14 protein-coding genes are annotated in these 15963 nt (G+C 67.9%); 9 read left to right on the top strand and 5 right to left on the bottom strand.

All coding sequences use genetic code 11. The annotated features are described in order from the left end of the window. Positions 1–212 precede the first annotated feature (212 nt). The 3 genes from VL129_RS16715 (at position 213) to VL129_RS16705 (ending at position 1981) form a co-directional block, all read left to right on the top strand. Positions 213–1052: a DMT family transporter gene (locus VL129_RS16715; RefSeq protein ID WP_325414730.1), complete on the top strand. Its 840-nt coding sequence runs from the start codon at positions 213–215 to the stop codon at positions 1050–1052. A gap of 132 nt (positions 1053–1184) precedes the next feature. Next, complete coding sequence (locus VL129_RS16710) at positions 1185–1400, top strand: hypervirulence associated TUDOR domain-containing protein (RefSeq protein WP_325414728.1); 216 nt, start codon at positions 1185–1187, stop codon at positions 1398–1400. Beyond that, positions 1400–1981, top strand: a complete 582-nt coding sequence (locus VL129_RS16705) for a DUF488 domain-containing protein (protein WP_325414726.1) — start codon at positions 1400–1402, stop codon at positions 1979–1981. Before VL129_RS16710 ends, VL129_RS16705 begins: the two co-directional genes overlap by 1 nt. Positions 1982–2049: 68 nt before the next feature. On the opposite strand, the gene plsB is transcribed toward VL129_RS16705, so the two are convergent. After that, positions 2050–4542: a glycerol-3-phosphate 1-O-acyltransferase PlsB gene (gene plsB, locus VL129_RS16700; protein WP_325414724.1), complete on the bottom strand. Its 2493-nt coding sequence runs from the start codon at positions 4540–4542 to the stop codon at positions 2050–2052. Positions 4543–4731: 189 nt separating this feature from the next. Between plsB and VL129_RS16695 the strand changes: the two genes are divergently transcribed. From VL129_RS16695 to VL129_RS16675, 5 genes are all read left to right on the top strand, one after another. After that, the gene (locus tag VL129_RS16695) at positions 4732–5655 is read left to right on the top strand and encodes an ABC transporter ATP-binding protein (RefSeq protein ID WP_325414722.1); all 924 of its coding nucleotides are present in this window, start codon (positions 4732–4734) and stop codon (positions 5653–5655) included. Further along, a complete protein-coding gene (locus tag VL129_RS16690; protein WP_325414720.1) occupies positions 5652–6386 on the top strand; it encodes an ABC transporter permease in 735 nt (244 codons plus the stop codon). Before VL129_RS16695 ends, VL129_RS16690 begins: the two co-directional genes overlap by 4 nt. 3 nt (positions 6387–6389) lie before the next feature. Beyond that, positions 6390–8204, top strand: a complete 1815-nt coding sequence (locus VL129_RS16685; protein WP_325414718.1) for a GldG family protein — start codon at positions 6390–6392, stop codon at positions 8202–8204. After that, complete coding sequence (locus VL129_RS16680; protein WP_325414716.1) at positions 8204–9082, top strand: DUF4340 domain-containing protein; 879 nt, start codon at positions 8204–8206, stop codon at positions 9080–9082. Before VL129_RS16685 ends, VL129_RS16680 begins: the two co-directional genes overlap by 1 nt. Positions 9083–9282: 200 nt before the next feature. After that, the gene (locus VL129_RS16675) at positions 9283–9492 is read left to right on the top strand and encodes a cold-shock protein (protein ID WP_325414714.1); all 210 of its coding nucleotides are present in this window, start codon (positions 9283–9285) and stop codon (positions 9490–9492) included. A 113-nt stretch (positions 9493–9605) separates the two neighbouring features. Here VL129_RS16675 and VL129_RS16670 read toward each other — a convergent pair whose 3' ends face one another. From VL129_RS16670 to VL129_RS16655, 4 genes are all read right to left on the bottom strand, one after another. Continuing rightward, complete coding sequence (locus tag VL129_RS16670; RefSeq protein WP_325414712.1) at positions 9606–9977, bottom strand: hypothetical protein; 372 nt, start codon at positions 9975–9977, stop codon at positions 9606–9608. A gap of 160 nt (positions 9978–10137) precedes the next feature. Further along, positions 10138–10941 carry a putative RNA methyltransferase gene (locus VL129_RS16665; RefSeq protein WP_325414710.1) on the bottom strand — a complete coding sequence of 268 codons (804 nt, stop codon included), beginning with the start codon at positions 10939–10941 and terminating at the stop codon, positions 10138–10140. 2 nt (positions 10942–10943) lie between these two features. Then, complete coding sequence (gene dapE, locus VL129_RS16660) at positions 10944–12086, bottom strand: succinyl-diaminopimelate desuccinylase (protein WP_325414708.1); 1143 nt, start codon at positions 12084–12086, stop codon at positions 10944–10946. 63 nt (positions 12087–12149) lie between these two features. Further along, on the bottom strand, positions 12150–14744 hold the full coding sequence (locus VL129_RS16655; RefSeq protein WP_325414706.1) for a glycosyltransferase: 2595 nt from the start codon (positions 14742–14744) through the stop codon (positions 12150–12152). Between the two features lie 264 nt (positions 14745–15008). Between VL129_RS16655 and tcdA the strand changes: the two genes are divergently transcribed. After that, complete coding sequence (tcdA, locus tag VL129_RS16650) at positions 15009–15809, top strand: tRNA cyclic N6-threonylcarbamoyladenosine(37) synthase TcdA (protein WP_325414704.1); 801 nt, start codon at positions 15009–15011, stop codon at positions 15807–15809. The last annotated feature ends 154 nt before the right edge of the window (positions 15810–15963 follow it).

Below are 15963 nucleotides of genomic sequence, written 5' to 3'. Positions count from 1 at the left end.
CGGTGTAAGGCCGGCCCCACAAGGGTGCTCTGGGCGAACACTCTGTGGGGCCGGGTTTATCCCGGCCGACGCGGCTAAGACCCTGCGCCGGGCGCAACCGGCACGCCGCTGGCCGGCGTAAAGCCGGCCCTGCAAAGTTGCGTGCCCGCCGCCCCTCCAACGCAAAACGCGCGATGGCCATGTACCATGACTGCCCAACGACAGGAGTCCTCATGCCCGCGCCCCGTATCCTGCTGCTCACCCTGCTGGCCATGCTCGGTTTCGCCGGCAATTCCCTGCTCTGTCGGGTGGCGCTGAAGAGCGGCGCGCTGGATGCCGCCACCTTCACCAGCGTGCGCCTGCTCTCCGGCGCGCTGGTGCTCTGGCTGCTGGTCAGCGCCGGCCGGCGGCGTCCCGAGGGCAACTGGCGATCGGCGCTGGCGCTGTTCGTCTACGCCGCCGCCTTCTCCTTCGCCTATGTGCAGCTGGATACCGCCACTGGCGCGTTGCTGCTGTTCGGCGCCGTGCAGCTCGGCATGCTGGCGGCCGCCTGGCGGCGCGGCGAGCGTCTCGGCCGCTGGCAGACGGCGGGGCTGGTGCTGGTGATCGGCGGTCTGCTGGTGCTGCTGTTGCCCGGCGCCACCTCGCCCGATCCGCTGGCGGCGCTGCTGATGCTGGGCTCCGGCCTGGCCTGGGCGCTGTATTCGCTGCGCGGGCAGGCGGCGGGCGATCCGCTGGCGGCCACCGCCGGCAATTTCCTGCGCGCCACGCCGCTGGCGCTGCTGCTCAGCGGCGTGCTGCTGGCCGATGCGCGCTGGGAGGCCATGGGTCTGTTCTATGCCGTGCTGTCCGGCGCCCTGGCTTCGGGCATCTGCTACGCCATCTGGTACAGCGCGCTGCGCGGGCTGACCGCCGTACAGGCCGGCACCGTGCAGCTCAGCGTGCCGATTCTCGCCGCGCTGGGCGGCAGCCTGCTGCTCACCGAACCCTTCACGCCGCGCCTGGCGCTGGTCTCCGTGGCGGTGCTGGGCGGCGTGGCGCTGGTGCTGCGCGCCCGGGCCGCCAAGCGCTGAGGCTCAACTTCGAGGCGGATGGCGGGTCGTAGGGTGGGCAACGTTCACGTTGGCCCCCAACCCGTCGGCACCAGAGCGAGAGCCCCCTCGCGCAGCGATTTCCCACCGAGCAGCCAATGGGAGGAGAGAGCCATGCCACCCCGATTCAAGATCGGCGACCACGTCAGCTGGAACTCCGAAGCCGGCCGGGTGAGCGGGCGGATCACCCGCGTGCATACCCGCGACACCGAGTACAAGGGCCATCCCCGCCATGCCAGCGCGGACAGTCCGCAGTACGAGATCCAGAGCGACAAGACCGAGCACATCGCCATGCACAAGGAAGCTGCGCTGACCCGGCTCGACGACTGATGCCGGCCCGCGTGTGGACCATCGGTCATTCCAACCTGCCGGTGGAGCGCTTTCTGGCCCTGCTGGAACGGCACGGCATCGAAGCGCTGGCCGATGTGCGGCGCTTTCCCGGCTCGCGGCGCTGGCCGCAGTTCGGTGCCGAGGCGCTGGCGCAGCGCTTGGCCGAGCGCGGCATCGAGTATCAGTGGTTCGGCGAGCTGGGCGGCCGGCGCCGGCCGCTGGCGGACTCGCCCAACGATGCCTGGCGCAACAGCGCGTTTCGCGGCTACGCGGATCACCTGGCCAGTGATGAGTTCGCCGCCGGTCTGGCACGCCTGCTGGCGCTGGTGGCGCGCAAGCGCACCGTCCTGATGTGCGCCGAGGTGCTCTGGTGGCGCTGCCACCGTTCGCTGGTCGCGGATGTGCTGCAGCTACGGGGTTTCCAGGTGCTGCATATCCTCGACGACAAGCCGCCCATCGAACACCCGTACACCGCGCCGGCCCGGCTGCACGAAGGCCGCTTGAGCTACCGCGAGGGCGAGGGTCACCTGCTCAACGAGGCGGCGCGGCGGCGGGGCGAGCAGGGGAAGTTACCGCTGTGAAGGGGGCTCGGTGCCTGTCCACCCTCTCCCCCTGACCCCTCTCCCATCGAGGGAGAGGGGAGGTTGGGTTATGGCTCGACATTGTCCGGCTGCGGACTGCGCTGCCGATCCAGGGTGACCTGGCGAATCGACAGGCGCACTTCAGCCGGCAGCATGCGCTTGGCCACGCTTTCCACCAGTTCGCCCAGCTTGGGATGGTGGCTGAGCTTGCCTTCGGCGTCGGTGCGCAGCACGCCCTGTTCCAGCAGCGTGGCGATGAAGTGGCGGAACAGCGTCTTGTCGAAGAACTCCGGCGCATTTAGGCCATGCAGGATCGACAGGCGCTGGGCCATCACCGAGCACAGGCTTTCCAGTTCCTCGGCCGTCAGCGACTGCTGCGGGTGGTCGAGGATCAACGCGATGGTCATGTAGAAGCGCTGCAGGGTCTGCACGATGGAGCGCGACAGCAGGGTGAGCAGCACGAACTGCCCGGAACTTGGCGCCGGGCGGATGAACACGTCGTCCTCGCGGCGCAGCAGCTGCATGTCGACGAACGCGTCCAGCCACTGGTCGACGGCCGCTTCCAGCTCTTCGGCGTCGAAACGGATGAACAGCTCCGCCTGCAGATACGGATACTGCGCGCGGGTGTAGCGCAGGATCTGCTCGCGACTGATGCGCCCGCTGTTCTGGAAGAAGCTGGCCAGCAGGGCGGGCAGGGCGAAGATGTGCAACACGTTGTTGCGGTAGTAGGTCATCAGCACCGCGTGCTGTTCGTTCAGGTAGATGATCTCGCCCAGCGAATCGCGCTGGCTGTCGATCAGCTCCATGTCCAGCACATGCTGGATCAGCGTCTCGCCGTTGCCTTGCGGCACGGTGGTGTGCGGTGAGTAGGGCACCCGGCGCAGCAGCGTCTGGTAGGCCTCCAGCACGCTGGCCAGGCCGGCGCGGTCAATGGCCAGCTTGCTGGTGGAGAGCATGACCATGGCCACCAGGTTGACCGGGTTGATCGCCGCCGCCTCGTTGATATGACGCGCCACCTCGGTGCCCAGGCGGTTGGTCACGGCGTTCAGCCACTCGGGACGGTAGTCCGGTCCACCGCTGTTCTGCCGCCAGTCCGGTTGTTGCCGGTCGAGGAAGCTGGCCAGCCGGATCGGCTCGCCGAAGTTCACCGAGACCTGGCCGAAGCGCTGGCGCAGCGCGCCGAGCACGCGGAACAGGTCGCCGACGGATTCCTTCTTCTTCGCCGCGCCACGCAGCTCACCCAGGTAGGTGCGCCCCTCCAGCACGCGCTCGTAGCCGATGTACACCGGAACGAAGGCGATCGGCAGGCGGTTCGAGCGTAGGAAGCTGCGCAGGGTGATGGCCAGCATGCCGGTCTTCGGTTGCAGGGTGCGCCCGGTGCGCGAGCGGCCGCCCTCGACGAAGTACTCCACCGGGAAACCGCGGTTGAACAGGGTGTGCAGGTATTCGTTGAACACCGCCGTGTACAGCGGGTTGCCCTTGAAGGTGCGGCGCATGAAGAAGGCGCCGCCGCGGCGCAGCAGGCCGCCGATCACCGGCATATTGAGGTTGATGCCGGCGGCGATGTGCGGCGTGCTCAGGCCGTTCCTGAACAGCAGGTAGGACAGCAGCAGGTAGTCGATGTGGCTGCGGTGGCAAGGCACATAGATGATCTCGTGGCCGTGGGCGATGGTCTTCACGCCTTCCACGTTGTTGACCTGCACGCCGTCGTAGATCTTGTTCCAGAACCAGGTCAGCACCAGTTCCAGGAAGCGGATCGCCGTGTAGGCGTAGTCCGAGGCGATCTCGTTGCCGTAGCGCAGCGCACGGGCTTCGGCCTTCTCCAGGCTGAGGCCGTCGCGTTCGGCCTCGGCGGCAATCGCTTCGCGTACCAGCGGGGCATGCACCAGTCCCTTGACCAGGTTGCGCCGGTGCGAGACGTCCGGGCCGATGACCGCGGCCTTCTGGGTACGGAAATGCACGCGCAGGATGCGGTGGGCCATGCGCTGGGTGCGCTCGGCGCCCTTGCCCTGGCTGACCAGTTCACGCAGCTGGATGGGCGTGGAGAACTGCACGCGGGTCTTGCGGCCGAGGAACAGGATGGTCAGCAGCTTGCGTAGCCGCCCGGTGACCGCCCAGCTGTCGGCGAACAGCAGCTTCCACGGGCTGGTTTCCCGGGCCGGTGACTGACCCCAGTAAACGCTGACCGGCACGATCTGCGCCTCGGCCAGGGCGTTCTGGCTGACCAGAGTGACCAGGCGGGTCAGCGTCGGTGCGATCACCGGCTTGCTGCGTCGGCCGAGCCAGCGCGACGGCGCGTCGAGGAAGAAGCAGGCTTCCGGTTCCTGATGACCTTCCATGGACACCTGGGCCAGCGGACGGGGCAGGGCGTTTTTCAGACATTCCTGCTCGACCACCATCAGGTCGCTCAGGGATGGCGTCTGCAACACATAGAAAACCGGTTTGCTGCGATCGAGATCCAGCGACATGGCGGATTGGCCGATGGTCTCGGAGCGCACCCACAGATACAGCAGGCGGCGCAGGCTGCCGACTAGCAGGCGGCTAAAGGGGAAGCGGGTCATACGAGCGTTCGAGTCAAACGAGCAATTGCTCGGGAGGCGCTAGTGTGCCCCATGGCAGGGCGGTGGAAAAGCGCAAAACGCGGCAACACATGGCCTTGAACGCCTTGTGCGCTGGCCGCTGGCGTCTTGCCAGTGCCGCCGGGCTGCTTCTATAGTCCGCCGGCGTTTGCAGGCACGGATAACAAGGCCATGATCGAACTGCGCAACCTGACCAAACGATTCGCCCGCCACACGGCGGTCGACGACCTGTCGCTGAGCATCCACCCCGGCGAAGTGCTGGGCTTCCTCGGACCGAACGGCGCCGGCAAGTCCACCACCATGAAGATGCTTACCGGCTTCCTGGCGCCCAGCTCGGGCACCGCCCTGATCCAGGGCTTCGACATCCGCACCCACGCCCGTCAGGCCCAGCGGCTGATCGGCTACCTGCCCGAAGGCGCGCCCTGTTACGAGGACATGCGCGTCGGTGCGTTCCTGAACTTCATCGCCGAGGTGCGCGGCAATCGGGGCGAGGAAAAACGCCGCCGCGTGGCCCGCGTGGTCGAACAGCTGGAACTGGGCGAGGTGCTGGGGCAGACCATCGACACTCTGTCCAAGGGCTTCAAGCGCCGCGTCGGCCTGGCCCAGGCGATCCTGCACGATCCGCAGGTGCTGATCCTCGACGAGCCCACCGATGGCCTGGACCCCAATCAGAAGCACCAGGTGCGCGAGCTGATCCGCGGGCTGGCCGCGGACAAGATCGTCATCATTTCCACCCACATCCTCGAAGAGGTCGGCGCCCTGTGCTCCCGCGCGGTGGTCATCGCCAACGGCCGGCTGGTGGCGGATGGCACGCCGCTGGAGCTGGAGCGCCGCTCCCGTTACCACCAGGCGGTGACGCTGGTCAGCGACGCGGCACTGGACGCCGAGGCGTTGCGCGCCCTGCCCGGCGTGGCGGGCGTCGAGCGCAACGCCCACGAGCACAGCCTGACGCTGCTGGCCGAGCCGGGGCAGGTGATCTACCCGCAGGTCAGCGAACTGATCCGCCAGCGCGGCTGGACGGTGCGCGAGCTGGACGTCGAGCGCGGCCGGCTGGACGAGGTGTTCCGCAACCTGACCCGGGGAGAAGCGGCATGAGGCAGTTGTCGGTGATCTTCCGCCGCGAGTTGGCGAGCTACTTCGCCACGCCGCTGGCCTACGTGTTCCTGGTGATCTTCCTGGTGCTGTCCGGGGTGTTCACCTTCTACCTGGGGGGCTTCTACGAGCGCAACCAGGCCGACCTGGGTGTGTTCTTCGGCTTCCACCCGTGGCTGTACCTGTTCCTGGTGCCGGCCGTCGCCATGCGCCTGTGGGCCGAGGAGCGCAAGTCCGGCACCATCGAGCTGCTGATGACCCTGCCGATCCGCCGCGCCGAGGCGGTGGCCGGCAAGTTCCTCGCCGCCTGGGTGTTCGCCGGGCTGGCGCTGCTGCTGACCTTCCCGATGGTGCTGACCGTCAACTACCTGGGCGAGCCGGATAACGGCGCCATCCTCACCGGCTACCTGGGCAGCTGGCTGCTGGCCGGTAGCTACCTGGCGGTGGGCGGCTGCATGTCGGCGCTGGCGCGCAATCAGGTGATCGCCTTCATCCTTGCGGTCAGCGTCTGCTTCCTGTTCATCGTCAGCGGCTTTCCGATGGTGCTCGACCTGTTCAGCGCCTGGGCGCCGCAGGGGCTGGTCGACGCGGTGGCCTCGCTGAGCTTCCTGGTGCGCTTCGACGCAATCAGCAAGGGCGTGATCGACCTGCGCGACCTGCTGTATTTCCTCAGCTTCATCGCCGCCTGGCTGGCCGCCACGGCGGTGGTGATCGATCTGAAGAAGGCGGACTGACCCATGAAACGCATCCTGTATTCCGGACTCGGGCTGCTGCTCATCGCCGTGGCCTTCCTGCTCTTCAACGGACTGTCCGGCGCACTGCTGAGCGGCGCGCGCCTGGATCTGACCGAGCAGAAGCTCTACACCCTGTCGCCGGGCACCCGGCAGATCCTCGACTCGCTCGACGAGCCGCTGACCCTGCGCCTGTTCTTTTCCGACCAGGCCACCGGCGAGCTGCCGGCGTTGCGCAACCAGGCGCGGCGCGTCGAGGAGCTGCTGCGCACCTACGTGCGCGCCGCCGATGGCAAGCTGAACCTGCAGCTGATCGATCCCGAGGCCTTCTCCGAACAGGAGGACCAGGCCGCCGAGGCCGGCCTGCAGGCGGTGCCGCTGAACGCCGGCGGCGAGCAGGTGTATTTCGGGCTGGTGGCCAGCAATGCGCGGGGCGATCGGCAGGTCATCCCGTTCTTCGCGCTGGATCGCGAAGAGTTTCTCGAATACGAGATCAGCCGGCTGATCAACGGCCTGGTGCAGCGTGAGCTGCCGGTGGTCGGCGTGCTGTCCGGGCTGCCGCTCAATGGCGGCTTCGACATGCTGGCCCGCCAGCCCACCGCGCCCTGGATGGTCATGGAGGAGATTCGCCAGCTGTTTCGCCTCGAACGCCTGGACAGCGCCACCGAGGAGATTCCGGCGCATGTCTCGGTGCTGATGCTGGTGCATCCCAAGCAGCTGCCGCAGCAGACACTGTATGCCATCGACCAGTTCGTGCTGCGCGGTGGCAAGCTGCTGGCCTTCGTCGATCCCTACAGTGAGGCCGATACCGGCAGCGGCTTCCCCGGCGAGGACATCGAGCGCGCCTCCCGTCTCGATCCACTGCTGGCCGCCTGGGGCGTGCGCCTGTTGCCCGATCAGGTGCTGGCCGATGCCGGTTACGGCATGAGCGTCGGCATGGGTGGCGGTCGCGCGGTGCGCCATCCGGCCTGGGTGAGCCTGCCGGCCGAGGCGCTCGACCAGGACGACGTGGTCAGCGCCGATCTGGAAGTGCTCAACCTGGCCAGCGCCGGTCTGCTCGAACCGCTGGCGGAGGCCACCACCCGCTTCACGCCGCTGCTGCGCAGCTCGCCGCTGAGCATGCCGGTGGACGCCAAACGCCTGGGCATGCTCGGCAATCCCGAGGAGCTGCTGCGTGACCTGCGCCCGGATGGCCAGCGCAAGGTGCTGGCCGCGCGCATCGACGGACCGGCGCGCTCTGCCTATCCGGACGGCATCGAGGGCCGCCAGGATGGGTTGAAGGCAGCCGAGCGCATCGACCTGATCCTGGTCGCCGACACCGATCTGCTCAGCGATCACCTGTGGGTGCAGGTGCAGCAGTTCTTCGGTCAGCGTGTGCCGCAGCCGTTCGCTGACAACGCCGGTTTCGTCATCAATGCGCTGGACAACCTGGCCGGCTCGCCGGCGCTGATCAGCGTGCGCTCGCGGGGCCGTTACCAGCGTCCGTTCGAGGTGGTGCAGGCGCTGCAACGGCAGGCGGAAACCCGCTTCCTGGAGCAGGAGCAGCGGCTGCAGCAGCGGCTGGCGGACACCGAGCGCCAACTGGCGCAACTGCAGCGCGGCGCGGATGACGAGCTGAACGCCGAACAGGAGTCGGCGGTGCGCCGCTTCCTCGACGAGAAGCTGCGTATTCGCAAGGAACTGCGCGAGGTGAACTATCGGCTCAATGCCGACATCGAGGCGCTGGGACGGACGCTGAAGTTCGTCAACATCGCCCTGGTGCCGCTGCTGCTGACGCTCGGCGCGCTGGGCCTGTGGTTCTGGCGCCGGCGGCGGGCCTGATGAAAGCCTGGCTGGCGCTCGTTCTGCTGCTGCCGCTGGCGGCGGACGCCGCGCCCTGGACCGAGGAGCTAGAGCAGCTCGACGGGCTGGAGCTGCGCCGCGATGGCCAGCCGCCGGTGCGTCTGGCCCGCCAGGGACCGCTCTGGGTGCTAATCGACAAGGCCGGCTACCCGGCCGACCAGACCCTGGTGCGGTCCTTTCTGGCCGCGTTGGCCACTGCGCAGCCGCTGGAGCACGTCGCCGCCGCAACGGTGCCGCGCGATATCCGCATCACCCTGCGCCGCGACCAGGCCGCGCCGCAGCGGCTGTACCTGGTCAGCGAGCCGAACCCCGAAGGGCGCCTGCTGTACCTGGGCGACGAGGCCCGGCCCTGGCGCGTGGACGGGCCGTTGCCGTTGCCGCTGCAGGAACTGAACTGGCTGGACCGCCGGCTGCTTGCCGTGCCGCTCGCCGAGCTGCGCGAACTGCAGCTGCACAAGGCCAACGGATCGCAGCTGGTGTTCTTCCGGCATGGCGATGCGCCGATGCGCCTGGAACAGTTGCCCGGTGGCGAGGCGCCGGCAGCGCAGGCGCTGGAGGAGTTGCTCGCGGTGTTCGCCGACCTGCGTTTCAGCGAGGTGGTGCCCGCCGACCAGTTGGCCTTCAGCAAGCGTCCCCGGCTGCGCTTCACGCTGCGCACCCAGGGCGGTGCAAGGGTCGAGGGTGCGGTTTATCGTCACAGGAGCTTTCACTGGCTGACGCTCGCCCCCGGCGCCGGCCTGCCCGCCGACCAGCAGGCGGGACGTGCCGGTTGGTTGTATCGACTTGAATACTGGCAAGTTTCCCTGTTGGAGCGGGAACTGGCGGCCTACCACGTGGCCGGCCGGGCGCTTCCCTAGTTAAGGCATTAGGCCATCATTTGGCGGAAAAGCTCTTTTCAGGGCTGGCGGTTTCTTGAATACTGCCCCCGCGTCCGGTTCGGCGAGGGAGCCTTCTCAGGGGGAGCTGAGTCTCGCCGGCCTCACGGGCGCACAGGCCCCTCGATGGATTCGAGGGCGCCACTTCTAATAAAAATTGCTCAGTTGGAGATGTGGTAAAGATGGCTAATCGTGAAGTAGGCACCGTCAAGTGGTTCAATGACGCCAAGGGCTACGGATTCATTCAGCGCGAGGGCGGCGCCGATGTGTTCGTCCATTACCGCGCCATTCGCGGCGAAGGGCACCGTTCCCTGAACGAAGGGCAGCAGGTCGAGTTCGCCGTGATCCAGGGCCAGAAGGGCCTGCAGGCCGAAGACGTCGCCGCGCTCTGACTCAAAAAAGCCCGCCGAATGGCGGGCTTTTTCATTCCGGTGAGGCGCGGGGCAAGGTGGCCAGTAAGGCGCTGACCGCCCTGCGGGGCGGCGTTGTACCGTCGCGATCCGTCTCAGCCCGTGCGCCAGGCAATCTCCGTGACACCCTCGTCGCTGACCCGCAGCCAGCGGTCGGCGTCTTCCTCGCCCTGTTTCTCGTCCCAGCTCCCCGGCGAGCAGCGCACTTCCACGCCCAGCGCGGCATGGGCCGCCTGCGCGCAGGCCAGATCGTCCGCCCAGGGCGTCGCGTCGCTTTCCAGGTACAGGCTGTGCCACTTGCCCACCGCCTGCGGCAGCCAGGTCACCTCGACGTCGCCACTCAGGCACTTGAAGGTCTGCCCCTTGCGTTGCCAGGGCGTGCAGGGGCCGATGGCCTGTTCCAGCCAGGCGACCACGGCCTGATGGTCGGCGTCCCTGAGATAGATCTCGATGTCCGGTTGGCGCATGAAGGGCATTCCTGATGACGGGCGGAAAGTGGACGGAGTTTATCCTGTTGCGATGGAATCTGTACCGGACTGACCCGGAACTGTAGGAGCGGCTTCAACCGCGATGGGGGCGAGCAGGCTATCGCGGCTGAAGCCGCTCCTACAGGTTTCGGATGTTGCTTTACACCCTTGTGATCCAGTCATAGCGAATCGACACCGTCACCTCCAGCGGCGCATCCACCACGGCGGCGCGGCGTTCGGCGGTGGCGCGCCAGCCGTGGGGCGTCATGGCCAGCAGGTCGGCGCGGTCCTGGGCGTGCTCCAGGTGCAACGCATAGGTCAGGGTTTCGCTGTGCGCCAGGGCCATGCCGTCCGGAATCTGCGTCAGGTGCTTGGCGTCGTCGTAGGGCCGCACCTCGTCGTACAGGCGCGCGCGCAGCTCCAGCAGGTGCTCCTGGGTCGGCCCCATGCGCAGCAGGCCGCCGCCGGGTGCCAGCAGGCGCCGGGCTTCCAGCCAGTCCAGCGGACTGAACACGCTGGCCAGCAGATCGCAGCTGGCATCGGCCAGTGGCACGCGGGCCATGCTGGCGACCATCCAGGTCAATTGCGGCGCGCGCCGGCAGGCACGCTTGACCGCCTCGCGGGAGATGTCCAGCGCGTAGCCGTCGGCCTCGGGCAGTTTTTCCGCAATCTGCCCGGTGTAGTAGCCCTCGCCGCAGCCGATATCCAACCAGCGGCGCGGCGCGTAGCCGGCCGCCAGTTCCGCCAGGCGCCGGGCCAGCGGCGCGTAGTGGCCGCCGTCCAGGAAGCGTCGGCGTGCCTCGACCATGGCCTGGTTGTCGCCCGGGTCGCGGCTGTTCTTGTGCTGCACTGGCAGCAGGTTCAGGTAGCCCTGGCGGGCACGGTCGAAACGGTGGCCGGCCGGGCAGGCCACGCCGTTGTCGACGCTGTGCAGCGCGCCCTGGCAGAGCGGACAGGTCAGCATGGTCAGACCGCCAGCAGTTTCACCAGGGTCTGGTAGTAGACCTCGGTGAGCAGATCCAGATCGCTGGCCAGCACGCGCTCGTCCACCTGGTGGATGGTGGCGTTGACCGGCCCCAGCTCGACCACCTGGGTGCCCAGGGTGGCGATGAAGCGCCCGTCCGAGGTGCCGCCGCTGGTGGACGGGGTGGTGTCGTGGCCGGTGATGTCACGGATGCTCGCCGCCACCGCGTCCAGCAGTTCGCCCGGCTGGGTGAGGAACGGCAGGCCGGACAACGACCAGTCGATGCTCCAGTCCAGACCGTGCCGGTCGAGGATCGCCGCCACGCGCTGCTTGAGGCCCTCCTCGGTGGATTCGGTGCTGAAGCGGAAGTTGAACACCACCTGCAGCTCGCCGGGAATCACGTTGGTGGCGCCGGTGCCGCCGTTGATGTTGGAGATCTGGAAGCTGGTCGGCGGGAAGAAGGCGTTGCCGTCGTCCCAGTGCTCGGCGGCCAGCTCGGCCAGCGCCGGGGCGGCCAGATGGATCGGATTCTTCGCCAGGTGCGGATAGGCCACGTGGCCCTGCTTGCCGCGCACCGTCAGCACGGCGCCCAGCGAGCCGCGCCGGCCGTTCTTCACCACGTCACCGAGGCGCTCGGTGCTCGAGGGCTCGCCGACAATGCACCAGTCCAGGCGCTCGCCACGCGCGCGCAGGCGCTCCACCACGGCCTTGGTGCCATGCTCGGCCGGGCCTTCCTCGTCGCTGGTGATCAGGAAACTGATGGCGCCGGTGTGGTTCGGATGGTCGGCCACGAAGCGCTCGACGGCGATGATCATCGACGCCAGGCTGCCTTTCATATCGGCCGCGCCCCGGCCGCGCAGCATGCCGTCGGCGTCGATCTGCGCCTCGAACGGGCTGAGCTGCCATTTGGCTTCCGGGCCGGTGGGCACCACATCGGTGTGGCCGGCGAAGCACAGCACCGGGCCTTCGCCGCCGCGCCGCGCCCAGAAGTTGTCCACCTCGGCGATACGCATCGGTTCCACGCTGAAGCCACAGGCCGCCAGGCGTCGCATCATCAGTTCCTGGCAGCCTTCGTCCAGCGGCGTGACCGAGGGACGGCGAATCAGCTCGCAGGCGAGCTCCAGGGTAGGGGACAGGGTGCGCATGAGGGCTCCACGGCGGGTCGGAAAGTCGGGGCGCGTATCTTAAAGGAAAGCTCCGCGTTGCCGTCAGCCCTCGGTGGCCAGTGTTTCCGCCCGCTCGCGGGCCGGCAGCGAGGAGAGCAGGGCCATGATCAGCGCCGCCAGGTAGGGCAGCGACTGCACCAGCAGCACCAGCACCCAGAAGTACAGGTCGCCGCCCGGGTTGTCCTCGGTGAGCAGCAGGCCCGCCGCCGCGCCCCACAGCAGCAGCATGACGAACACCTCCTCGCGCGCCTCGGCCAGCGCCTTGAACAGGCCGGAGCGGCTGGCCAGCTTGGGGGTGCGGAAGAAGGGAATGCTGCGGGTGACGAAGCCGAACAGCACCGCCTTGGCGATGGTGTAGGACAGCGCCAGCCCGGCCACCGCCGCGTACAGCGCATCGATGAGGCCCACGCCGACGGCGCGGCGGTACAGGTAGAGCATCTTGCCCACCTTGAAGACGAACAGCGCCAGGGGCGGCAGGGCGAAGATCAGCAGCGGCGGATCGACGCGCTGCGGCACGATGATCATCGCCGCCGACCACAGCAGCGCGCCCACGGTGAAGAAGATGTTCAGCCCGTCGGCGATCCATGGCAGCCAGCCGGCGAGGAAGTGGTAGCGCTGGCCGGGCGTCAGCTGGCAGTCCTTGCCGAGCAGCAGGCAGCGGGCGTGGTGCTTCATGATCTGGATGGCGCCATAGGCCCAGCGGAAGCGCTGCTTCTTGAAGTCGCTGAAGGTGTCCGGCATCAGCCCCCGGCCGAAGCTCTGTTCGGAATAGCCGGCCGACCAGCCCTGCTCGAAGACGCGCAGGCCCAGCTCGGCATCCTCGGTGATGCACCAGTCGGCCCAGCCCAGCTCGTCGAGTACGCTGCGCCGCGTCATGGTCATGGTGCCGTGCTGGATGATGGCGTCGCGCTCGTTGCGGGTCACCATGCCGATATGGAAGAAGCCCTTGTACTCCGCGTAGCACAGGCGCTTGAAGGCGCTTTCCTCGCCGTCGCGAAAATCCTGTGGCGACTGCACCACGGCGATCTTCGGGTCGGCGAAGTGCGGCACCATGTGCCGCAGCCAGTTCGGCGACACGCAGTAGTCGGCATCGATCACCGCGATCACCTCGGCATCCGGTGCGGTGTGCGGCAGCACCCAGTTCAGCGCGCCGCCCTTGAAGCCCTCCAGCGGCGCCACATGGAAGAAGCGAAAGCGCGGGCCGAGCCGCTCGCAGTGGGCCTGCACCGGCTGCCACACGGCGGGATCCCGGGTGTTGTTGTCGATCACCAGTACCTCGAAATCCGGATAGTCGAGGCGGGACAGCGCATCCAGGGTGCGCTTGAGCATGTCAGGCGGCTCGTTGTAGCAGGGCACGTGCACGGACACCTTCGGCCGGTAGGCATCATCCCGGGTCACCGGCGGGAAGGGGCGCCGGCGGCGGCTCAGCCAGACGGTTTCGGCCAGCTCGTGGGCCTCGGTGAGCAGCACGATGAACACGCCCAGGGCGCCCACGCCGAGCAGCGCGCCCACCGCCAGGGTGAACCAGGTGGCGTATTGCAGGCTGTAGTCGTAGGCCATCCATACCAGCAGCGAACCGAAGGCAAAGGCCACCACGGCGAGGAACGCCCGGCCATGGGTGCGCAGGTTGCTGCCGTCAATGAGCAGCAGGATCAGCGCCAGCACGGCGAGCACAGCCGAGCCGATGGCCAGCAGCCGCCACTGCGGGATGGCGATCACCGGGCCGCTGAAGGCGAACTTGGGCTGGCGCTCCAGATTCCACACGCCCCAGTAGGCGCCCACCGAACCTTCGTCATCCATCTTCCACGGCTGATCGAAGGCTTCGATGATGAAGTAGTTGTAGCCGCGCACATTCAGGGCGTTGACCAGGGTACGCAGGTAGATGGCCTGATCCGCCGGGCTGGCCTCCGCCGGGCCGCGCGCGCGACCATTGCTCGGCCAACCCACTTCGGAGAGCAGCAGCGGCTTGCCGGGAAACTGTTTTTTCAGGTCCTGCACGCGCGCCAGCAGGAAGGCGGTGGCGTTCTGGCGCGGGATGAACTCCCAGTAGGGCAGGATGTGCGCGGCGATCAGGTCCACCTCGCGGGCCAGTTCCGGGAATTCTTGCCAGATGTGCCACTGCTCGGAGGTGGAGACCGGCACCTTGACCGCCTCGCGCACGCGGCGGATGTAGGCGATCAGCGCCTCGGGCTCGATTTCGCCCCGGTACAAAGCTTCGTTGCCGACCAGTACGCGCACCACGCTGCGCGACTGGTTGGCCAGCTCGATGGCCCGGGCGATCTCCCGTTCGTTGCGCTCGATATCCGGACTGATCCACACCCCGAGCGTCACGCGCAGGCCGAACTCCTCGGCCAGGCGCGGAATGTCAGCCTGGCTGCCTTCCACGGAATAGGTGCGGATGTTGTTGGTCTGGATGCTGACCAGTTGCAGGTCGCCACGGATGTCCTCGTCGCTGGGGTAGCGGTTGTCGCGCGGGTCCTGGCCGGGGCGGAACGGCGAAAAGGAATAGCCGCCCACCTGCTCGGGCCAGTTGGGCGCGGCCATGGGACGGTTGACCAGCGCCCAGGCGCCGATGGACAACGCGGCGATGGCGATCACGATGACCAGGGTCAGCAGCGGTCTGGCGGGAACGGTCATGCGTGGGCCTCCGTGGCCGGGTGCGGATGAGCATTGGGCTGTTGGGGCACGGCGTAAGTTCGTTGTCCACGGGACCCGCTGCGAGGTCAGGTTCCTTGTGTGGGGCCGGGTTCATCCCGGCCGACTGGGTATGCCATGCACACGGAGCCAGACGGACACTCCGCCGGCCGGCGTAAAGCCGGCCCCACAGCTTTCGCGCAGTGGGCGCACTTCATTACTCCGCCGAAGGCGCGGATAATGCCGGCCCGTTCGTGAGGTACGGCAATGAGTAGCGAAGATCAGCGTTTCGGCGGCATCGCCCGCCTGTATGGCCGTGACGGCCTGGACCGCCTACGGGCGGCGCATGTGGCGGTGGTGGGCATCGGCGGGGTCGGTTCCTGGGCGGCCGAGGCCCTGGCGCGCAGCGGCGTGGGCGAGATCTCGCTGTTCGACCTGGACGATGTCTGCGTCACCAACACCAACCGCCAGTTGCACGCGCTGGACGGCACCGTCGGTAAGCCCAAGGTCGAGGTGATGGCCGCGCGCATCCGCGCCATCAATCCGGCCTGCCAGGTGCATGCCGTGGCCGACTTCGTTACCCGCGAGACGATGGCCGAGTACGTCACCGAGCAGCTGGATTTTGTCATCGACTGCATCGACAGCGTGCCGGCCAAGACCGCGCTGATCGCCTGGTGCAAGCGGCGCAAGATCGGCATCGTCACCACCGGCGGGGCGGGTGGGCAGGTTGATCCGACGCAGATCCAGATCGCCGACCTGAACAAGACCTTCAACGACCCGCTGGCCGCCAAGGTGCGTTCGCTGCTGCGTCGCGACTACGGTTTTTCGCGCACTGCGGGCCGCACCTACAGCGTGCCCTGCGTGTTCTCCAGCGAACAGCTGCGCTATCCCAAGCCGGACGGCGGGGTATGCCAGAGCAAGAGCTTCGTGGGCGAAGGCGTGAAGCTGGACTGCGCCGGCGGCTTCGGCGCGGTGATGATGGTCACCGCCAGCTTCGGCATGGCCGCCGCCGCCAAGGCGGTGGAGAAGCTGGTGGCCGGCGCACGCCGGCCGGCGGAGCGTGGGTAAGGGGAACACCTTGTGGGGCCGGCTTTATGCCGGCCGACGGGGGTGTGGCATCCCTGGGCCGGCGGATGCCGGCCTTTGGCCGGGATAAACCCGGCCCCACAGTCCTGTCGTCACCTCTTGTCGGGCGGTCAGCGCATTTCTGGCCGCCATGTGC

The sequence above is a fragment of the Pseudomonas sp. genome, assembly GCF_035497915.1.
Lineage (GTDB): Bacteria > Pseudomonadota > Gammaproteobacteria > Pseudomonadales > Pseudomonadaceae > Serpens.
Note: the sequence above shows the minus strand (reverse complement) of the source record. Positions and strands in the feature narration are given on the sequence as shown.